Source organism: Cypionkella sinensis (assembly GCF_042646385.1).
GTDB classification, from domain to species: Bacteria; Pseudomonadota; Alphaproteobacteria; order Rhodobacterales; family Rhodobacteraceae; genus Cypionkella; species Cypionkella sinensis.
In genome coordinates, this window is the sequence record NZ_JBHRTO010000001.1 from 1534870 (window position 1) to 1554490 (window position 19621).

General features: G+C 61.5%; 25 protein-coding genes. 7 read left to right on the top strand and 18 right to left on the bottom strand.

What is annotated here, in order from left to right; all coding sequences use genetic code 11:
- Positions 1–39 precede the first annotated feature (39 nt).
- The 3 genes from ACFOGH_RS07610 (at position 40) to deoD (ending at position 3188) form a co-directional block, all read left to right on the top strand.
- Positions 40–2001 carry a methylmalonyl-CoA mutase family protein gene (locus ACFOGH_RS07610; protein ID WP_380072470.1) on the top strand — a complete coding sequence of 654 codons (1962 nt, stop codon included), beginning with the start codon at positions 40–42 and terminating at the stop codon, positions 1999–2001.
- A 77-nt stretch (positions 2002–2078) separates the two neighbouring features.
- A complete protein-coding gene (locus ACFOGH_RS07615; RefSeq protein WP_380072471.1) occupies positions 2079–2429 on the top strand; it encodes a DUF1127 domain-containing protein in 351 nt (116 codons plus the stop codon).
- A 54-nt stretch (positions 2430–2483) separates the two neighbouring features.
- The gene (gene deoD / locus ACFOGH_RS07620) at positions 2484–3188 is read left to right on the top strand and encodes a purine-nucleoside phosphorylase (protein ID WP_380072472.1); all 705 of its coding nucleotides are present in this window, start codon (positions 2484–2486) and stop codon (positions 3186–3188) included.
- Here deoD and ACFOGH_RS07625 read toward each other — a convergent pair.
- Positions 3168–4064 (bottom strand): LysR family transcriptional regulator, encoded by an 897-nt coding sequence (locus ACFOGH_RS07625; protein WP_380072473.1) that lies wholly within the window; start codon positions 4062–4064, stop codon positions 3168–3170. The genes deoD and ACFOGH_RS07625 overlap by 21 nt on opposite strands.
- A 120-nt stretch (positions 4065–4184) precedes the next feature.
- Between ACFOGH_RS07625 and ACFOGH_RS07630 the strand changes: the two genes are divergently transcribed.
- Positions 4185–5501, top strand: a complete 1317-nt coding sequence (locus ACFOGH_RS07630) for a serine hydroxymethyltransferase (RefSeq protein ID WP_380072474.1) — start codon at positions 4185–4187, stop codon at positions 5499–5501.
- Between the two features lie 50 nt (positions 5502–5551).
- Complete coding sequence (locus ACFOGH_RS07635) at positions 5552–6526, top strand: aldo/keto reductase (RefSeq protein WP_380072475.1); 975 nt, start codon at positions 5552–5554, stop codon at positions 6524–6526.
- On the opposite strand, the gene ACFOGH_RS07640 is transcribed toward ACFOGH_RS07635, so the two are convergent.
- The 3 genes from ACFOGH_RS07640 to ACFOGH_RS07650 all read right to left on the bottom strand — a co-directional run bounded on the left by ACFOGH_RS07640 (position 6517) and on the right by ACFOGH_RS07650 (position 8149).
- Positions 6517–6720 carry a hypothetical protein gene (locus ACFOGH_RS07640; protein ID WP_380072476.1) on the bottom strand — a complete coding sequence of 68 codons (204 nt, stop codon included), beginning with the start codon at positions 6718–6720 and terminating at the stop codon, positions 6517–6519. The two genes, ACFOGH_RS07635 and ACFOGH_RS07640, sit on opposite strands and share 10 nt — an antisense overlap.
- Before the next feature lie 31 nt (positions 6721–6751).
- Positions 6752–7426 carry an acyl-homoserine-lactone synthase gene (locus ACFOGH_RS07645; protein WP_380072477.1) on the bottom strand — a complete coding sequence of 225 codons (675 nt, stop codon included), beginning with the start codon at positions 7424–7426 and terminating at the stop codon, positions 6752–6754.
- A 129-nt stretch (positions 7427–7555) separates the two neighbouring features.
- Positions 7556–8149, bottom strand: a complete 594-nt coding sequence (locus ACFOGH_RS07650; RefSeq protein ID WP_380072478.1) for a helix-turn-helix transcriptional regulator — start codon at positions 8147–8149, stop codon at positions 7556–7558.
- Positions 8150–8389: 240 nt separating this feature from the next.
- Here ACFOGH_RS07650 and ACFOGH_RS07655 point away from each other — a divergent pair, with 240 nt between their 5' ends.
- Positions 8390–8758: an autoinducer binding domain-containing protein gene (locus ACFOGH_RS07655; RefSeq protein ID WP_380072479.1), complete on the top strand. Its 369-nt coding sequence runs from the start codon at positions 8390–8392 to the stop codon at positions 8756–8758.
- Positions 8759–8764: 6 nt separating this feature from the next.
- Here the strand turns inward: ACFOGH_RS07655 and ACFOGH_RS07660 are convergent, their stop codons facing one another.
- The 14 genes from ACFOGH_RS07660 to ACFOGH_RS07725 form a co-directional block, all read right to left on the bottom strand.
- Positions 8765–9316 carry a hypothetical protein gene (locus ACFOGH_RS07660; RefSeq protein WP_380072480.1) on the bottom strand — a complete coding sequence of 184 codons (552 nt, stop codon included), beginning with the start codon at positions 9314–9316 and terminating at the stop codon, positions 8765–8767.
- A gap of 39 nt (positions 9317–9355) precedes the next feature.
- Positions 9356–10132 carry a succinate dehydrogenase iron-sulfur subunit gene (locus ACFOGH_RS07665; protein ID WP_380072481.1) on the bottom strand — a complete coding sequence of 259 codons (777 nt, stop codon included), beginning with the start codon at positions 10130–10132 and terminating at the stop codon, positions 9356–9358.
- A gap of 27 nt (positions 10133–10159) precedes the next feature.
- Complete coding sequence (locus ACFOGH_RS07670; RefSeq protein ID WP_380072482.1) at positions 10160–10456, bottom strand: hypothetical protein; 297 nt, start codon at positions 10454–10456, stop codon at positions 10160–10162.
- 2 nt (positions 10457–10458) lie between these two features.
- A complete protein-coding gene (locus tag ACFOGH_RS07675; protein WP_380072483.1) occupies positions 10459–10791 on the bottom strand; it encodes a hypothetical protein in 333 nt (110 codons plus the stop codon).
- On the bottom strand, positions 10772–11119 hold the full coding sequence (locus ACFOGH_RS07680; protein ID WP_380072484.1) for a hypothetical protein: 348 nt from the start codon (positions 11117–11119) through the stop codon (positions 10772–10774). Before ACFOGH_RS07680 ends, ACFOGH_RS07675 begins: the two co-directional genes overlap by 20 nt.
- Positions 11119–12921, bottom strand: coding sequence for a succinate dehydrogenase flavoprotein subunit (sdhA, locus tag ACFOGH_RS07685; RefSeq protein WP_380072485.1), 1803 nt, complete (start codon positions 12919–12921; stop codon positions 11119–11121). Before sdhA ends, ACFOGH_RS07680 begins: the two co-directional genes overlap by 1 nt.
- Positions 12922–12930: 9 nt before the next feature.
- A complete protein-coding gene (gene sdhD / locus ACFOGH_RS07690) occupies positions 12931–13302 on the bottom strand; it encodes a succinate dehydrogenase, hydrophobic membrane anchor protein (RefSeq protein ID WP_380072486.1) in 372 nt (123 codons plus the stop codon).
- Positions 13303–13314: 12 nt separating this feature from the next.
- A complete protein-coding gene (gene sdhC / locus ACFOGH_RS07695) occupies positions 13315–13698 on the bottom strand; it encodes a succinate dehydrogenase, cytochrome b556 subunit (protein WP_380072487.1) in 384 nt (127 codons plus the stop codon).
- A gap of 204 nt (positions 13699–13902) precedes the next feature.
- The gene (locus tag ACFOGH_RS07700; RefSeq protein ID WP_380072488.1) at positions 13903–14664 is read right to left on the bottom strand and encodes a DUF4344 domain-containing metallopeptidase; all 762 of its coding nucleotides are present in this window, start codon (positions 14662–14664) and stop codon (positions 13903–13905) included.
- Between the two features lie 65 nt (positions 14665–14729).
- On the bottom strand, positions 14730–15755 hold the full coding sequence (locus tag ACFOGH_RS07705) for a MaoC family dehydratase (protein ID WP_380072489.1): 1026 nt from the start codon (positions 15753–15755) through the stop codon (positions 14730–14732).
- A 37-nt stretch (positions 15756–15792) separates the two neighbouring features.
- The gene (locus ACFOGH_RS07710) at positions 15793–15996 is read right to left on the bottom strand and encodes a DUF1737 domain-containing protein (RefSeq protein ID WP_380072490.1); all 204 of its coding nucleotides are present in this window, start codon (positions 15994–15996) and stop codon (positions 15793–15795) included.
- The gene (locus tag ACFOGH_RS07715; RefSeq protein ID WP_380072491.1) at positions 15996–16553 is read right to left on the bottom strand and encodes an NnrU family protein; all 558 of its coding nucleotides are present in this window, start codon (positions 16551–16553) and stop codon (positions 15996–15998) included. The genes ACFOGH_RS07710 and ACFOGH_RS07715 overlap by 1 nt, the downstream gene beginning before the upstream one ends.
- Before the next feature lie 10 nt (positions 16554–16563).
- Entirely contained in the window at positions 16564–17424 is an 861-nt protein-coding gene (locus ACFOGH_RS07720) for an HpcH/HpaI aldolase/citrate lyase family protein (RefSeq protein WP_380072492.1), read from the bottom strand.
- Positions 17425–17659: 235 nt separating this feature from the next.
- Positions 17660–18412: a sulfite exporter TauE/SafE family protein gene (locus ACFOGH_RS07725; RefSeq protein WP_380073979.1), complete on the bottom strand. Its 753-nt coding sequence runs from the start codon at positions 18410–18412 to the stop codon at positions 17660–17662.
- A gap of 220 nt (positions 18413–18632) precedes the next feature.
- On the opposite strand from ACFOGH_RS07725, the gene mdh reads away from it, so the two are divergent.
- A complete protein-coding gene (mdh, locus tag ACFOGH_RS07730) occupies positions 18633–19595 on the top strand; it encodes a malate dehydrogenase (RefSeq protein ID WP_380072493.1) in 963 nt (320 codons plus the stop codon).
- Positions 19596–19621: the final 26 nt, after the last annotated feature.

Here is a 19621-nt window from a genome sequence, read left to right on the forward strand (position 1 = left end):
TGACGCAAGAATATTGCCGACGCGATTCAGGAGGCCGAGATGACGCGCAAAGATACTCCGTGGCTGTTCCGCACCTATGCCGGGCATTCCACCGCTGCGGCCTCAAACGCGCTGTATCGCAGCAATCTGGCCAAGGGGCAGACCGGGCTTTCGGTGGCCTTCGATCTGCCCACCCAAACCGGCTATGATTCCGACCACGAACTCAGCCGGGGTGAAGTGGGCAAGGTCGGTGTGCCGGTCAGTCATCTGGGCGACATGCGGGCCTTGTTCAAGGATATCCCGCTGGAGCAGATGAACACCTCGATGACCATCAATGCCACGGCACCTTGGCTGCTGGCGCTGTATATCGCGGTGGCCGAGGAACAGGGCGCGGATGTCTCGGCGCTGCAAGGCACGGTGCAGAACGACATCATCAAGGAATATCTGTCGCGCGGCACCTACATCGCCCCGCCCGCGCCCAGCCTGCGGATGATCACCGATGTGGCGGCCTATACGCAAAAGCACCTGCCGAAATGGAACCCAATGAACGTGTGTTCCTACCATCTGCAAGAGGCAGGGGCGACGCCAGAGCAGGAACTGGCCTTTGCGCTGGCAACGGCCTGCGCGGTGCTGGATGATCTGAAAGGTAAAGTTTCTGCGGCAGATTTCCCCAATATGGTCGGCAGAATATCGTTTTTTGTAAACGCCGGCATCCGCTTTGTGACCGAGCTGTGCAAGATGCGCGCCTTTGTCGAGCTGTGGGACGAGTTGTGCGAAACCCGCTATGGCATCACCGAGGCGAAGTATCGCCGCTTTCGCTACGGCGTGCAGGTGAACTCGCTGGGCCTGACCGAGCAGCAGCCGGAAAACAACGTTTACCGCATCCTGATCGAGATGCTGGCGGTGACGCTGTCGAAAAACGCCCGCGCCCGCGCCGTGCAACTGCCCGCCTGGAACGAGGCTTTGGGCCTGCCACGCCCGTGGGATCAGCAATGGTCGCTGCGGATGCAGCAAATCCTCGCCTATGAAACCGACCTGCTGGAATATGACGATCTGTTCGACGGCAACCCGGCGATTGACCGCAAGGTCAGCGCGCTGAAAGACGGCGCGCGGGCGGAATTGGCGCAGATTGATGCGATGGGCGGCGCTGTGGCGGCGATTGACTATATGAAGGGCCGTCTGGTGGAGGCCAATGCCGAGCGGATCGGGCGGATTGAAACCAAGGACACCACGGTGGTCGGCGTCAACCGCTGGATTGAGACCACGCCAAGCCCGCTGACCTCGGGTGATGGCGCGATCATGGTGTCCGATCCCGAGGCAGAGGCCGATCAGATTGCCCGCCTGACAGCATGGCGCGCAAACCGTGATGAGGCCAAGGTGCAAACCGCCCTGCACGCCCTGCGCGAGGCCGCAGCATCAGGCGCCAACATCATGCCCGCCTCGATTGCCGCCGCCAAGGCTGGGGCGACGACCGGCGAATGGGGCCTGATGGTGCGTAGCGCTTTCGGCGAATACCGCGCGCCGACCGGGGTTTCGCGCAACCCGTCAAACCGCACCGAAGGGCTGGAGCCGATCCGCGAGGCGGTGCAGGCCTTGTCGGCGAAACTGGGCCGGCCCTTGAAATTTCTGGTGGGAAAACCGGGGCTTGACGGCCATTCCAACGGCGCCGAACAAATCGCCGCCCGCGCGCGTGATTGCGGGATGGACATCCATTACGAAGGCATCCGCCTGACTCCCGCCGAGATCGTAAGCGCTGCGGTGGCCGAGCAGGCGCATGTGGTGGGCCTGTCGATTCTGTCGGGCAGCCACCTGCCGCTGATCCGCGACACGCTGGCGAAAATGCGTGAGGCGGGGCTGGCGGATACGCCGCTGATTGTCGGCGGCATTATCCCCGAAGATGACGCACGCGCCTTGCGCGCGATGGGCGTGGCCGCCGTCTACACGCCGAAGGATTTCGAACTCAACCGCATCATGATGGATATCGTGGGGCTGGTCGAAGGCACCACGCTCGCCGCCGAATAAATCACGCCCGGATTTGCGCCAGATCAAATCCCGCCGCCCCTCGGCGTGGCAGTCTTGCGCAAAACAGGAGTGTCCCGATGTTCGACCGGATCAAAGCGCTGATGCACCGCTGGCAGGATTTGAACGAGATTGCAGCGCTAAGTCAGCGCGAATTGGATGATCTGGGCATGACCCGCGATCAGATTTCGGCGTTCGCGCGGATGCCGCAGGATGTGCCCGACCGCGTGCGCGCCATGGCCGAGATTTTCGGGCTGACCGAGGCGCAACTGCATGCCGATCACGACAAATACCATGCGCTGCTGTATACTTGTGGTCAGTGCAAAGACCGCAAGAACTGCAGCAAAACGCTTTCGCTGGGTGTGCTTGCCCTGCCCTCGGATGCCGAATTCTGCCTGAATAAGTCCAGTTTCGCAGCCGCGTTGGCCTAAGGCTTCCCCTGCCCAGCAAAACCGCATAGCTTCCGGCAAAAATCGGAGAATGCGATGACCTTTCATATCGGTGCCAAGCCCGGCGAGATTGCCGAAACCGTGCTGCTGCCCGGCGACCCCTACCGTGCGCGTTGGGCAGCGCAGAAATATCTGGAAAACCCCGTGTTGGTGAACGAGGTGCGCGGGATGCTGGGCTATACCGGCACCTGGCGTGGGCAGCGGGTGACCATCCACGGCTCGGGCATGGGGATGCCGTCGCTGTCGATCTATGCCACTGAATTGATGAAGGATTATGGCACACAGACCCTGATCCGCATCGGCTCGGCTGGGGCGTTGCAGAATGAAGTGAAGGTGCGCGACGTGGTTCTGGCGCAGACCGCCAGCACCTGCGGCAGCCCCTCGCGCAGCATCTTCCGCGAGTTGAATTTCGCCCCCTGCGCCGATTTTGCCCTGCTGAGCGCCGCACACAAAGCCGCGCTGAACATCGGGGTGCCGGTGCATGTCGGCGGGATTTTCTCGTCCGACACCTTCTATGACGAACGGCAAGATCTGTCCGATCAGTTGCAGCGTCATGGCACGTTGTGTGTCGAGATGGAGGCAGCCGAGTTGTATATGCTCGCCGCCCGCTACAAGCGCCGCGCGCTGGCGGTGCTGACGATTTCCGACCATATCCTGACGCACGAGGCCCTGCCCGCCGATCAGCGCGAGACCAGTTTCGGTGCGATGGTGGAAGTGGCGCTAGAGGCTGCTTTCGCCTGAACTGCGGGACGCCGCAACTTGCAAGAACCGCGCGGCCCGCTGCACGGCAGAGCCCGGCTGCATTGGCCGGGCCGCCCATAATCGCAGGCCGCCCGGCAGCGTGACGCGCTGCGCAAAGGGTGCCACCAACGCCCCGACTGCAAGGTGAGAAGCAACCAGCGCCTGATGCGCTATCAACACCCCCGCCCCGCCTGCGGCCTCCTCGACCGCCAGCGCGTAAAGCGAAAAGATCGGCCCACGCGGGGTAAAATTCCGCCCCGGCATCGCCACATCCGCCCAGATCTTCCAATCCTGCGCCCAGCTTGCATCGGTCAGGCAGGTCACATCCGCCAAATCTTCGGGGTGCCGCAACTTGGCCGCAAGTGACGGGGAACACACAGGAAAAATCACATCCGGGGCAATGATCTGATCGCCTTCGCCGTAAAACAGGCTCAGATCATAGGGCAGACGTTTCAGGTTTGGCGGCCGCTCCATCGCGGTGATCGAGATTTCAATTTCGGGTGCCGCTGCGCGCAAGGCAGGCAGGCGCGGCGATAGCCAAAGCTGCGCGATGGCAGGCAAGGTGGCGATATGCACCACGCGCGGTGCGGCCTCGGCCCGCAACACCTGCACCGCCGCCCCCAGCGCGTCGAAGGCGTGGGTGAAGTCCGGCAAGGCGCGCGCGCCCACCGCCGTCAGCACGACACCGCGCCCGCTGCGTTGAAACAAAGGTGATCCCAGATGCGCCTCAAGCGCCTTCACATGCGCTGTGACTGCCCCCGGCGTCACCCCGAGTTCTGCCGCAGCCAAAGCAAAACTGCCCAACCGTGCCGCCGCTTCAAACGCCCGCAAAGCGGAAAGCGGCAGGTCTTTCGGGCGTGGGGGTGCAACGGCCATGATAGCGCAGGTTTTCTATGTTCAGTTTTTCATTGCATAGTTTTTCTAACCCTAATTTTCCACAATTCTGATTTGCCCACAAGCCTGCGCTCTGCTCATCTGTGACAAAAGGAGATTGCCATGCCCCATCTTTCCCCCCGCGCCTGGGTTCCCGCCGCCTGCGAAAGCCTGATCCAGCGCATCGCCACTGAGTCCACCGCGCCCAGCCCGCAGGTGGCAGACCGGATCGAAACGCTTGTTCAAGCCAATACCCAGATTCACGATCAGGATTGCTTCAACCTGAACCCCGCCACCAACATCATGAATCCCCGCGCCGAAGCGGTGCTGTCGCGCGGTCTGGGCAGCCGCCCTTCGCTCGGCTATCCCGGCGATAAATATGAGATGGGGCTTGAGGCGATTGAGGAGATCGAGGTCATCGCCGCCGAACTCGCCGCCGAAATCTTCCAAGCCAAATATGCCGAAATCCGCGTGGGTTCCGGTGCTTTGGCCAATCTGTATGGCTTTATGGCGCTGACCAAACCGGGTGATGTGATCATCGCACCGCCCGCCACCATCGGCGGCCATGTCACCCATCACGCGGGCGGTTGTGCCGGACTTTATGGGTTGATCACCCACGCGGCGCCGGTCAATGCCGATGGCTATACCGTTGATCTGGAACAACTTCGCACGCTGGCCCACCGCGTTCACCCCAAGTTGATCACCATCGGCGGCAGCCTTAATCTGTTCCCGCATCCGGTGGCCGAGATCCGCGCCATCGCTGATGAGGTTGGCGCAAAGGTGCTGTTTGACGCCGCCCATCAATGCGGCATCATCGCGGGCGGCGTTTGGGCCAATCCGCTGCACGAGGGCGCGCATCTGATGACGATGAGCACCTATAAATCGCTGGGCGGCCCGGCAGGCGGGCTGATCGTCACCAACGATGCCGAGATTGCCGAGCGGCTGGATCACATCGCCTACCCCGGCATGACGGCGAATTTCGATGCCGCGAAATCTGCCGCATTGGCGCTGTCACTGCTGGATTGGCGCGATTTTGGCGCGACTTATGCGCAGGCGATGGTCGATCTGTCACGGGCGCTGGCGCAGGAACTCGGCGCGCTTGGCTTGCCGGTGTTTGGCGGGGCGGATGGCGGCCAAAGCCATCAGTTTGCGATCGAGGCCGCAGGCTTTGGCGGCGGGCAGACCGCATCGAAAACCCTGCGCAAATCGGGGTTCCTCGCCTGTGGCATCGGCCTGCCGATTGCGAGTGTTGCGAATGATCTCAATGGCTTGCGGATCGGCACGCCGGAACTGGTGCGCCGGGGCGTCACCCCCGCCGATGCGCCGGCACTGGCGGCGCTGATCGCGGAAAGCCTGCGCTCGAACGCGCCCGAGGCGATTGCGCCGCGCACCGCTGCGCTGCGGAAAAACTTCCAAGGCCTGCACTATATGCACCCTTGACCTAAGCGATTCGTGGGCGTCTATTGCGATCCCCTCAGCAGGAGACGCCCATGAAAACCCGCAAACTTGGCCAGAATGGCCCCGAAATCTCGGCCATCGGCCTTGGCGCGATGTCATTTGGCGGCATCTTTGGCGATACGACCGAGGCCGAAAGCCTGGCCTGTCTGGATGCAATGCTGGAAAGCGGCATCAATTTCATCGACACCGCAAACATCTATGGCATGGGGATTTCCGAAACGATCATCGGCAAATGGCTGGCCAGCCGTCGCCCCAATGTCACCATCGCGACCAAGGCCAGTTTCGTGGCAGGCCCGCCGCGCCGGATCGACAATTCTGAGGCGCATCTGCGGGCTGAATTGGAGGCCTCGCTGAAGCGATTGGGTCGGGATCATGTCGAGTTGTTCTATATCCATCGCCGCGAACACGCGCGCCCGCTGGCCGAGGTGATAGGCACGCTGTCGCGCCTGATCGAAGAGGGCAAGATCGGCGGCTATGGCATGTCGGAAATCGCCCCCGACACGTTGCGTGCCGCCCATGCTATTCACCCTTGCACCGCCGTGCAGAACGAATATTCGCTGTGGACGCGGCAGCCGGAACTGGGGTTGATCCAAGCCTGCAAGGCGCTTGGCGTGGCGTTCATCCCGTTTTCACCTCTGGCGCGCGGCATGTTGGGGGATAGGCCACTGGCGCAACCAAGCGACGGTTTTCGTGGCCAGAATCCCCGCTTTACCGAGCCGAATTTCACGGCAAATATCCATGCGATCAACGGCTTCCGTGCCTTCTGTGCCACGCGCGGCTGGAGCACGCCCGCCACTGCGCTGGCCTGGATTCTGGCCAAGGGCGATCATCTGATCCCGATTCCCGGCACCCGCAAGGCGGCGCATCTGGCCCAATGGGCACAGGCGACCGAGATCACCCTGACGGCGCAAGATCATGCCGAAATCGACCGCCTGCTGCCACCCGGTTTTGCGGCGGGGGATCGCTATGGCGACCATCAACTGTTGGCGATTGAGCGCTATTGCTGAGCGCGCAAGCACTGTCTGGGCGTGCCAGCCGCGCCCGGATCGCAGGTGGCGCCACAGGCGGCGCAGCGGTAATGGGTCGGCCCGGTCAGCCGATCCAGCCGCCAGCGGCAGTCGCGTGTCAGGGTCGAATTGCGCCGGGCGAACCACGCATAAACGAACACCGACACGACAAGAACCAGCAACAACAGCGGCATGGGGCTTCCTTTTCTGCCCGGCCAGCATCCCTCAAGCCGTGGCGCCCTGCAAGAAGGTTGGTTCGGCGCGCAGGCGGTGGGTCGGGAACGGGATTGGCGCGATCCGGCGCTGGCGTGCGCGCGAATATTCGGCGGGCATCCGCAACACCGCGTATTGGCGGCCGTCCTCGTCATTGCGATAGGTTTCGCCCAAGCGTGACACTTCATAGCCGATCTGGCGCAGCGCCCGCATCAGGGCCAGCGACGACAGGCAAATCAACTCTTCCCCGCCTTCGGCACGGGTGATTTCGACCAAGCCATCGACGATTCCCGTCAGACATTCGGTGCGCTCTGCCGCCGTGGTCAGGGCATCAGAGATCACCAGCCGGGTGCATTCCCAGACATGCGGCGTCGCGATTTCGACCGACATCACATGCGAAGGGATATGCGGCAGCTTGCCGGAATATGCGTCGCGCAGCATGTAAGTATGCGTGCCCCAAATCGCTGTCGTGGCCATCGCCCGCGCACCACCCACAACCTGGCCGTGTTTTAAAACCAGCGAATAATGCGCAACCGGCGTGTCATACTGATCCATCTCGACCTTGGCATTATGCGGCACATCCCAGCCGAGTTGATCGACAAACACCTGTTTGCGCAAAGCCAGAAAGTCGTAAAAAGCCGATCCGTAGCGATGGAAATCGGAAAAGTCGAAGCGGATATTGTCCATAGGGGTCTCCTAAACATGCTGAATCGTTTCTGATACAGCAACAATACCCCGGAAGTTGTATTTTCGGACAGCCCGCAAATCTAACGCGACTGTCGCAATAGTTAAAATTTGCTGGATTATGCGTTCCGGCTAAAGAATTCGCCGTGCCGCGGCAATCGAAGCCGCTTGGGATTGTGTCCGCGCGCCCAATTTACGCTTGACGTTGTTCAACCGCGCCTTCACGGCGCTTTCGGAAATTCCCAGCCGCGCTGCAATTTGTTTCAGCCGCAGACCCTCGGATTGCAGCTTTAGCGCCTCGACCTCGGCATTCGTCAGGCTTTTCTCGTCTTCGGGGCCCGCGTGAAGCTGCTGCATGATTCGCAACAGCCCCTCCATCTCGGCATCTTCAAAGTCGCGGTCATCGCGGAAAAACAGCCCGTAGCTGCGCCGCCCCTTGTCTTGCGGCGACATCACCGACACCGCAGCACCATGCCCCAAGCCAAACACCGCCGCATGGGCGCGCACCTGATGCGGATCGGCTGCCGCCATTTCCGAAAACCGGATGCCCCCCACATTGCCATAGACCCAGCGCATCGCCGGGTCTTGCACCACTAGCCCGTGGGTTGTGTAAAACTCCACCCAGATTTCTGGCAGGTTATTCATCTCCTCCTCAGGAAATGAGAACCCAACCCGCAACGCGACATAAGAACCCGCCGGGGCAATATGTTCGATCTGATTCTTCATTGCTTGTAGAAGTGTCATATGCTCAAAACAGTTGCCGAGGGTTCTGCCAGGTCATAGCCTCGTCACGTAGACATTGCCCGGATAAAGTGTATTTCGCAACCTCTAGCATCCAAAGGGTGAGTGATCGTGAAGGATATTGCAAAGATCGAAGCTGTTTCAGAACGGTTGATTCGATTGGGTGCGCTTTGTGACAGCGGTTTCGCGTTGGCCATTCATATCCGCTACACGCGTCCGACAATCTTGTATAGAACCTATGATCAAGCCTGGATTGAACATTACAGTGAACGCGGCTTCATGCTGAGCGATCCGGTGGTGCATTGGGGATTGACCCATGTGGGCGGTATAAGCTGGTCTGATCTGACGGAACAAGACCCACAGGGCGTGCTGCGCGATGCGCTGGCGCATGGGCTGCACAACGGCTGGACCTATGCGATGGGGCCGCAAACCTCGCGCAGCATCGCGGGTGTGACCAAGACCGGGGCGGATTTCACCGCGGCCGAACGGGACGAAGTGGCGCAGATCGTGGATGAGTTGCACGCGCTGACCGAGGGGTTTGAGAGCTTTTCGGCAGACACCCAAGCCGCGCTGCTGGCGCTTGGCGAAGGGTAACGCAGGCTAGTCGCCAAACCTGATCCGCGCGGCCAAGCCAACGCCATCCTGCGGCGGCAGATACAGGTTAACCTGCCGATACGGTGCCCTGCCCGAAATCAGCATTCGCCGATCCGCCACTGCATTGGCCAAGCGTTGTTGCAACGGTTTTGGCCAGTAGGTGCCGCAGATGGCAAGCAGGCTGCGCAGGTCTTCATTCTCTTTCGCGGTCAAGACTGTCACCGCGCGCCAGCCTCCGCCCCAATCCATATCGGGCGTGCCGTTCTTGCGCCGCGCGGGCGGGATTTCCGGGGCATGATCGTCCAGCGCCACGATGGCAAAGGTGCAGTCAAAGCCGTTCAAATTGGCCTGCACGATGCCTTGGGAAAACTGTCTGCTGGCCAAAGGGGCGGCAATCGGCGTCAGGCCTTCGAAATACGCCTGCGCATAGCCATCGCGGTTCTGGCATTGATCGGTCAGCCAGACGCAGGGGAAGGCCCGCGCCAATTCGCGCAGCAGTGGCAGGCCCACAAGAAGCCCCAGCCCGCAGGCCAGCACAAAGGCAAAAAGGCGCGCCACACGGGCACGCCTTTGGTAATCGGGGCGCGGGGTCAAGGCTTAGACCACCCGCTCCACCATCATCTTCTTGATCTCGGCAATCGCCTTCGCCGGGTTCAGGCCTTTCGGGCAGGTCTTGGTGCAGTTCATGATCGTGTGGCAGCGATAGAGTTTGAACGGATCTTCCAAATCGTCCAGCCGCTCACCCGTCGCCTCATCCCGGCTGTCGATGATCCAGCGATAGGCGTGCAGCAAGGCGGCTGGCCCGAGGTATTTATCGCCGTTCCACCAGTAGCTGGGGCACGAGGTGCTGCAAGACGCGCACATCACACATTCATAAAGCCCATCGAGTTTCGAGCGATCCTCGATCGACTGGCGCCATTCTTTCGCAGGTCTGTTGGTTTTGGTTTCCAGCCACGGCATGATGCTGGCATGCTGGGCGTAGAAATGCGTGAGGTCGGGGATCAGGTCTTTCACCACCGGCATGTGCGGCAGCGGATAGATCTTCACATCGCCCTTCACCTCGTCCAGGCCATAGATGCAGGCCAAAGTGTTGATACCATGGATGTTCATCGCGCACGATCCGCAAATCCCCTCGCGGCAGGAACGGCGGAAGGTTAGCGTCGGGTCGATCTCATTCTTGATCTTGATCAGCGCGTCCAGCACCATCGGGCCGCAGCTGTCCATATCGACGAAGTAGCTGTCCACCCGCGGGTTTTCGCCATCATCGGGCGACCAGCGGTAAATCTGGAACTTGCGCACATTCTTGCCCGCAGGCTTCGGCCAGGTCTTGCCGGTGCGGATTTTCGAGTTTTTCGGCAGGGTGAACTGAACCATCTGACAGACCTTTTGTTCGTTTCCGCGTCAGTAACGCTGGGCGGGGATGCTGCTGTAGGGGCGCGTCGGCATCTCACCCGAGCGGTGATAGACGCAATTCTGATAAACCTGATCAGGGTCTTTGCCCTGAAGGTAGTCGTTGCTGAAGGTGATCTCGCCAAAGGTGCTGGTGCGGCCATCCGAGCCGATGCCCAAACCAACCTCGCCGCGCGGATGCTCTGCCAGACGCGCGCGCTGATAACATTCGCGTTCAGCCTGTTCGCGCGGGATCGGCCCGCAGGCGAGCAGTGGCAAAAGCGCAAGCAGGGCGAGTGCGGGGCGCATGATTAGCCTTTCAGCGGCGGCACGCCATTGCGCGCGAAGCAGGCGGTGGCGGTGGGGCGTGTCGCCAGATTGCGGATGTTGGCAATCGTCTGCGTGCCCGCCTCGACGCCCACGTCGCGGGCAAGCGCGCGGGTTTCTTCGGGGTCTGCGGCATCCAGCACGCATTGCGTTGCGGCCTCGGCCACATTGCCCGGCAATTCGCGCGCAAGAACTGGGCGCACCACCGTCTCTGCCGTGCGCCGCATGGCCTTGTCGGCCAGAACTTGCGGATCACAAGCCGCCGTCACACCGACGGCCAACAGAGCCAGCACCAGTTTAAATCGGCATACAGGCATAACCATCTCCTCCGACCATCGTGTTACGGCACGACCGATGCCCAACTGGGGCTGGGATCACCGCGGGCTTGGCAGGCGCGGTTTGCGTTGGTGCAGCACTGACCTGCCCCGAAGATTTTGCCTTCACACAGGCGTTGATCGCGGCCAGTTCCTTTGGTGTGCCGGGAATATCGCCCTGCACGCCTTTGGCATGTTCTGCCTCCGCCCGCGCGGTAAAGCCGGATTCGGCGCTGCATTGCTCGACCACTGTCACCGAGGGTTGCGAGGCAGCGCCACTGTCAACGCAGCCCGCCAGCGCCACCATCATCAACAGGGCCAAGCCACGCATCAGAACTTCCTTTCCGCCGGGGCGATTTTCTTCAACGAAATCCCGCCATCGGCTTCCGCCGTGAGCGGCGCGGTATGCACCGGGCGATAGTCCAGCCGGACCTTGTTTCCGTCAACCCAAGCCAGCGTGTGCTTGCGCCAATCGGCGTCATTGCGCGTGGCGTAATCTTCATGCGCATGGGCACCGCGGCTTTCGGTGCGGGCATGTGCGCCGTAGATCGTGGCCAGCGCATTCGGCATCAGGTTCTGCAGCTCCAGCGTTTCCATCAGGTCGCTGTTCCACACCATCGAGCGATCCGTCACCTTCAGATCGCCCATCTTGCCGGCAATCGCCGTCATCTTCGTCACACCTTCGCCCAGCGTCTTGTCGGTGCGGAACACCGCCGCATCGGCCTGCATGGTCTTTTGCATCTCAAGCCGCAGGTCGGCGGTCGGCACAGCGCCACTGGCGTGGCGGGTGGCGTCGAAGCGATCCAAAGCGCGGTCCACTTCCGCCCTGTTCAGATCTGCGGCGCGCTCTTTCGGGTTCACAATCTCACCCGCGCGGATCGCTGCGGCCCGGCCAAACACCACAAGGTCGATCAGGCTGTTCGAGCCCAGACGGTTCGCGCCATGCACCGAGGCACAGCCCGCCTCGCCCACCGCCATCAGCCCCGGCAGAACTGCGTCGGGGTTGTCAGGCGTCGGGTTCAACACTTCACCGAAGTAGTTGGTGGGGATGCCGCCCATATTGTAATGCACCGTCGGCAGCACTGGGATCGGTTCCTTGTGCAGATCAACGCCCGCAAAGATCCGCGCCGATTCCGAGATCCCCGGCAGACGCAAAGCCAAAGTTTCCGGCGGCAGGTGGTTCAGGTGCAGATGGATGTGGTCCTTGTTCGGGCCAACGCCCCGGCCTTCGCGGATTTCAATCGTCATGCAGCGGCTGACGTAATCGCGGGGGGCCAAGTCTTTGTAATGCGGCGCATAGCGTTCCATGAACCGCTCACCGTTCGAGTTGGTCAGATAACCACCCTCGCCCCGCGCGCCTTCGGTGATCAAGCAGCCCGAGCCGTAAATCCCGGTCGGGTGAAACTGCACGAACTCCATATCCTGCAAGGGTAGCCCCGCGCGCGCGACCATGCCGCCGCCGTCGCCGGTGCAGGTATGGGCACTGGTGGCGCTGAAATAGGCGCGACCATAGCCGCCCGTCGCCAGCACCGTCATCTTGGCGTTGAACACATGGATCGTGCCATCGTCCAGCTTCCACGCCACAACCCCGGTGCAGCGCCCGCCGGTCATGATCAGGTCAATCGCGAAATATTCGATGAAGAACTCGGCATTGTTCTTCAGCGATTGCCCGTAAAGCGTATGCAAGATCGCGTGGCCCGTGCGATCAGCAGCGGCACAGGTGCGCTGCACCGGCGGGCCTTCACCGTATTCTGTGGTGTGGCCGCCGAACGGACGCTGGTAAATCTTGCCCTCTTCCGTGCGCGAAAACGGCACGCCGTAATGCTCCAGCTCGTACACCGCCTTCGGGGCCTCACGCGCCAGATATTCCATCGCATCGGTGTCGCCCAGCCAGTCGCTGCCCTTCACCGTGTCATACATATGCCACTGCCAGCTATCGGGGCCCATGTTGCCAAGGCTGGCTGCGATGCCGCCCTGTGCTGCCACGGTGTGCGAACGCGTCGGGAACACCTTGGTCACGCAAGCCGTGCGCAGGCCCTGTTCCGCCATTCCCAACGTCGCACGCAAACCCGCGCCGCCCGCGCCCACCACCACGACATCATAGTCGTGCACTTCATACGGATAAGCAGTCATTTCAGCCCCTTACAGTGCGATGCGGACCAGAGCATACAGCCCGGTCGCCGCAATCACGGTGGAAAGCGAGATCACGAACATGATCAGCATCTTGCGCGCGGTGCCATGGGCGTAATCCTCGATCATCATCGTGGCCCCCATCGCGAAATGCCGCATCCCGATTATCAACACCAATGCGGTCAAGATCGAGGTAAACGGGCGCGCGAAGGTCGCCCGTACCGCGTCATAATCCTGGCCCAGCGCGTGCCCCACGATGTAGAGCCAAGTCGGCACAAGGAAAGCCAGTGCGACCGAAGACAGGGTCATCGACCAGTGATGCGCCGTGCCGGTGTGCGAGGCACCCTTGCCAATCGCCCGTTTGCGTGCGGTAAGATAACGCATGAGATCAGCCCCTTACACGATCAGAATGGTCAGCGCGATCAGAATGAACGACCCCGCGATGATGCCCCAGCCCAGCTTTTCCGCCGTGGCAATTTCCAGCCCGTGACCGGCATCGAAATACAGATGCCGCAGCCCCGCCAGATAGTGATACCACACCGCCCACGCCGAACAGGTGAACACCAGATCGCCGAACCAGCTTGTCGCCACAGCATTGGCTACCGCAAAATACTGCGGCGAGACGGCAGCGGCAAACAGCCACCACACCGCCAGCAACACACCCACGATCAGCGCATTGCCGGTAATCCGTGTCAGGATAGACGTGATCGAGGTCAGTTGCGGGCGATAGATTTGCAAATGTGGCGACAGGGGGCGCTCTACACGCTTCACTTCGGCCATGACTTGTCCCTTCCTCTTGATCCGGGTCTGTTCCAACACATGCCCCGCCAAGACATCGCCTGGCGGCTGCGCGGCTTTGTTCTTCAATAGCGCTTATATCGCGCATGTCACCCCAAACCACGCCGCAACTGCACAATGTTGTCGCTATCAGGGGCAATTTTTCAGGTTTGTGATCACATAAAAAATTTGCGTGATCACAAATACTCAATCCGGCGAGGCTTCCCACATCGCTTGCAGGTTCTGGGCATATTCGTTGCAAATCGTAATCGTTTGTTGACTGGGGCTGTAATAGGCATTCGCCTCGCCACAGTCGGCGACCAAGACGCTGACCTCGATTGGCAGGCCAAAACGCTCATTGATGGCCACAACTTCTTCGGCAATCAGATCGGCGAGCGGCTGGCCTTCCTGCCCCGGCTGCATCACCAGCCCGACGTTATCACCGCCCGGCGTGGCATCTGCCAGCAGCGCATCCCAAGAGCCAGCCGCCGCCTGCCATTCCTCCGGGCAACGCTCGGCGCGTTCGGGTGGCAGGCCTAATTCATCCGCCAGACCCTGCCGTGCCTCGGGGTTGGCACCGTAAAACAGGCAGACCACGGAATAATAGCGTTGCATATCAAGGCTATGCTCGTCGGAATACGACGGGTCTTCCCCACCCGCCTCGCGCTGCGCGGCCAAGAGTGCATAGGCGGTGGCATCGCTGGCAAGGATATTCGCCGCAGCCTCTTCTTCCCAGATGTCATTCATCAGGATCACCGACAGATGATCTGCCGCATCTTCTTCCTTGCCCAGAACCGGCAGTTGCAGCACGTCGATCATCGCGTGGCCCAGTTCGTGATAGAAGGTCGCGATCACCTCATTGGCGATAAAGGCGGATTCCTCTTCATCCTCGGGGAACTGAAACACCGTTTGCGCCGAAGCACTTGCCGCCACCACGCACAACCAGACCGCCCATAGAAATTGCCGCATGATCCCCCCGATTTTCGCCAACCTGCCACGGCACAGCGCCCCGATCAACGGTTAGCGCGCAAAGATTAAAGCGGCATCAATGCCCAATAATCGAGGTCGAGCAGCACCTCGGGCAGATACTTGCCATCCGCGCCGCGCAACGCCCCCGCAGCACCCTTGGTCGCCACCAGCCGCAACCGGATCGCGCCCACGCCCGGAGCCGCGGTTTCCGCCTTGTCCAGCACCTGCGACCACGCCCGCACCGTATCGCCCGCAAAGCACGGATTGGCATGCGCGCCTGCGTTCAGCGCCACCAGCATCTGCGCATTGGCTAGCCCATTGAACGATAGCGCGCGCGCCAGCGAGATCACATGGCCGCCGTAGATCAGCCGCTTGCCATCGGCGCGCTGGGTGGCATCGAAATGCACCTTGGCGGTGTTCTGCCACAGTCTTGTGGCCATCATATGCTCGGCTTCCTCAATGGTGATGCCGTCCACATGGTCAATCACCTCGCCCACCGCATAGTCGCGCATCCGGTGCGGCTCGCCTGCCAGCGCGAAATTATAGCGCGTGAAATCAAGGTCCTGAGGGATCACCAACGCGCCCGGTTCGACCACCTTCACCAGTTCCGGCACCACGGCAACCGGGGCGGCAGAGGCAAAATCGCGCTTTCGCACCATCACCCAGCGCACGTATTCCAGTACCGCTTCCCCATGCTGGTTTAGCCCGACGCTGCGCACATAGACCACGCCCGATTGCCCGTTCGAGTTCTCTTTGACGCCGATCACCGTGCTTTCCGAGCGCAGCGTATCGCCCGGCCAGACCGGGCGCAGCCAGCGCCCCTCGGCATAGCCAAGGTTCGCCACCGCATTCAGCGAGACATCCGGCACGGTCTTGCCGAACACCACATGGAAAGCGATTAGGTCGTCCAGCGGGCTGAACGGCAGGCCGCAATCCTGCGCGAAAATGTCGCTGGAATAGAGCGCGTGGCGCGCGGGATACAGCGCGTGATACAGCGCCCGCTCGCCCATTTTCACCGTGCGCGGCACCGCATGGGTGATCACATCGCCCACGCGGTAATCTTCAAAAAACCGCCCCGCATTGGTCTTCATGCCGTCCTCCGTAGGGTGGGGTTTGACCCCACCGCCGCTATGCCTCGCCCAGTTTCATCTCGGGGTCGTATGTTCCCGGCACATCCTTCACCACCGCCTGCCCGCAGCGCATCACCCCGCGCGCGGCGTCAAAGGCATAGGTCGGGCCGCCATAAAGCGCCCAGCCTTTGCTGAGCGCCAAGGAAACCTTGTGGCAAAACGCCGATGTGTCGTCGTCTGACAAAAACCGATAAAGCTGCATCAGGAATAGGTCCCCAAAAACACCGGATGGCCCAACCAAGCGTGGATCATCGCGATCACGCCCAGCAGCACCAGCGTGCCCGCCACATTCATCGCATCGCCCTTCAGGCCACGCCCGCCTGTCGGCGGCACCCAAACCTCGGCCCGGTTGATCAGCACCATCGAGACCAGCGCCCACAGCCCCATGCCGCCGAACAGCACCAATGACGCCTGATCGCCATTCACCAGCAAATGCGCCACCGACCACACCACCACGCCCCACAGCATCGGATGCCGGATCTTCGGGTAAAGCGTGCCCTTGGTGCCGCCCACGCCAAACAGGAACAAAGACACCAACATCAAGGTGTTATTGGCATGCCCCATACCGGGCAGCGGACTATAGACCGGCACCCATTCCGCCGCGCGGTAGCCCACCACCATCAGCACCACACCGGCCAGCGACAGCACGGTGACAAGCAGTTTCCCCCGCTCGCCCATGCCCGCCCGCACGCCCGGTGCGATCCGCTTGAAGAAATGCGCGCCGATCCACAGCGCCAGCCCCAAAATCAGCCAAATCATCGCGAAATCCCTATCCTGCCAGCGCGGCTATCCTCTGGGCCTTCCCTAGAACCGCCTGTGCGGTGACGATATGCAGGTTTTCGACGATCTTTCCATCCACAACCGCCACGCCCTGCCCCGCCGCTTGTGCCGCGTTGAAGGCCGCGATCTGGCGCTGCGCAAGTTCCAGTTCTGCCGCACTTGGCGCGAAGGCAGCATTGGCAATCTCGACCTGCGCCGGATGGATCAGTGTCTTGCCGTCAAACCCCATGTCGCGGCCCTGCTGACATTCGGCCCGCAACCCGTTGTCATCCTTGAACGCATTGTAAACGCCATCGACAATCACCCGGCCATAGGCCCGCGCGGCCAGCAGACACAGGCCAAGCCCCGTCTGCATCGGCAAGCGATCCGCACGATGGCGGCTGCCCAGTTCCTTGGCCAGATCATTGGTGCCCATCACCATGCCTTGCAGACGCGGATGCGCCGCGATCTCGGCGGCGTTCAGCATCCCCAACGCGGTTTCCATCATCGCCCATAACGGCTTGTCGGTAAGCGCCGCGACAGCGTCGAGGTCAGCCGCCCGGTTGACCTTGGGGATAAGCACCGCCTCTACCCCCGGATGCTGGCCCAGCGCTTCCAAGTCATCCGCCCCCCAAGGGCTGTCCAAGCCGTTGATCCGCACGATCCGCGCCCGGTGGCCATAGCCGCCCTCACTGAGCGCGCGCGCCAGCACATCACGCGCAGCGGCTTTTTCGTCCGGAGCCACGGCGTCTTCCAGATCAAAGATGATCGCATCCGCCGCCAGCCCGCGCGCCTTTTCCAACGCCCGCTCTTTCGAGCCCGGAATATACAGCACAGATCGGAAGGGACGGCCCGACGCCAAGGAAGCCATGATTCTCTCCAGCAACAATATTGCGCCAAACGAACCCATTTCGCCACTTTCGGCAAGCCCAGAAATGCCGCAGCGCAGAAAAACCCGTGCGCTGCGTTAAGATTTTCCTCGCAGCTTCCGCACAAGCTGCACAAAACCCCTGATCGGAGTGCCCCATGGAAAAGACCCTGTTCGCCCTCTCCCTCGGCTTTGCCGGCCTGATCCTTGCCGTTCACGCAGCGCAAGCCAGCCCGGATTACAGCCCGTTATACCCGTCCCAGATCAGCTTGATCGACACCAGCAGCAAAGCCCAAGTCACCAACTGAAAGAACAGCCGCTCGGGCAGCCATTTCACCAGCTTTACGCCCAGAAACACCGAAGCCGCCGCCACCGGCATCAGCACCAGCACCTTTTCAAGGCTGGCCAGATTGATCTGCCCCAACAGGTAATACGGGATCAGCTTGACCGCGTTGATATAAGCAAAGGCAATCGTTGAGGTGCCCGCAAACACCGCTTTGCTCATCCCCAGCGGCATGGTGTATACCTGATAAGGTGGCCCACCCGAGTGGCTGACAAAGCTGGTGAACCCCGTCACCGCCCCCCAGAGCACCCCCGGCGCAACCCCGGGCCGCTTGGCCGCCACCACCACTTGCCGCTTGATCAACAGGTTCAGTGCGAACGCGACGCCAATCACCCCGATCAGCACCGTTACCCAGGCTTCTGACACCACCTTCGCGGTCAGATAGCCCAGCAAAATCCCCAAGGTCGCGGCAGGCAGCATGATCGCCAGCACCCGCGCATTGTATTCCCGCCGGTATGCATAAAGCCCAAACATGTCCGACACGACATAGAGCGGCAGCAACAACCCCGCCGCCGTCACCGCATGGATGCCGGGCACCAGCGCCAGCACCGGCACCGACAGCATTCCCACCACCGGCAAGCCACCCTTGCCCATGCCGACCAGCACAGAGGCCAGCACCGCCAGCGCCCAAAACGCAAATCCGTCCATCATGGCTCTTTCCCCTGCCTGCGGAATCACCCATGATCACCGCGTTGCCGATCCCGGCGGCCTTGGAATCGCGTGCTGCACGCCCCACAGGATCGACCGCGCCCGTTTAGCGCAAACATCCGGGGCGGGCCAGCGGCTTACGGTGCTGCACTGCGGCAGCTTGATTTCAGGACCGTGCGGGTTTAGCATACCACAGTATACAAACCCTTCGGAGACTCAAATGGCACGCCCAAAAATCGCGCTGATCGGCGCAGGTCAGATTGGTGGCACGCTCGCCCATCTTGCCGCCATCAAGGAACTTGGCGACATCATCCTGTTTGATATTGCCGAAGGCACGCCGCAGGGCAAAGCCCTCGACATCGCGCAATCCGGCCCCTCGGCTGGGTTTGATGCCAGCCTCAAGGGCGCAAATTCCTACGCTGACATCGCGGGCGCTGATGTCTGCATCGTCACCGCAGGCGTGCCGCGCAAACCGGGGATGAGCCGCGATGACCTGCTGGGCATCAACCTGAAAGTGATGAAAGCCGTGGGCGAAGGCCTGAAAGCCCATGCGCCGAACGCCTTCGTGATCTGCATCACCAACCCGCTTGATGCGATGGTCTGGGCTTTGCGTGAGTTTTCTGGCCTGCCGCATCACATGGTTGTCGGCATGGCAGGCGTGCTGGATTCTGCCCGCTTCCGCCACTTCCTGAGCGTTGAATTCAACGTCTCGATGCGCGACGTCACCGCTTTCGTGCTGGGTGGCCACGGCGACACCATGGTGCCGCTGGTGCGCTATTCCACCGTCGGCGGCATCCCGCTGCCCGATCTGGTGGCGATGGGCTGGACGACGCAAGAGAAACTCGATGGTATCGTACAGCGCACCCGTGACGGCGGCGCCGAAATCGTCGGCCTGCTAAAAACCGGTTCTGCCTTCTACGCGCCAGCACAATCAGCGATCGAGATGGCAGAGGCGTTCCTGAAAGACCAAAAGCGCCTGCTGCCCTGTGCGGCCTACGTTGACGGCGCACTGGGCCTGAAAGGCATGTATGTGGGCGTCCCCACCATCATCGGCGCAGGCGGGATCGAGCGGATCGTCGACATCAAGATGAACGCCGACGAACAGGCGATGTTCACCAAATCGGTGGATGCGGTGAATGGCTTGGTGGCAGCCTGCAAGGCGATTGATCCGTCGCTGGCGTAAGCCTTGACGTGATTTAATTGATGCGC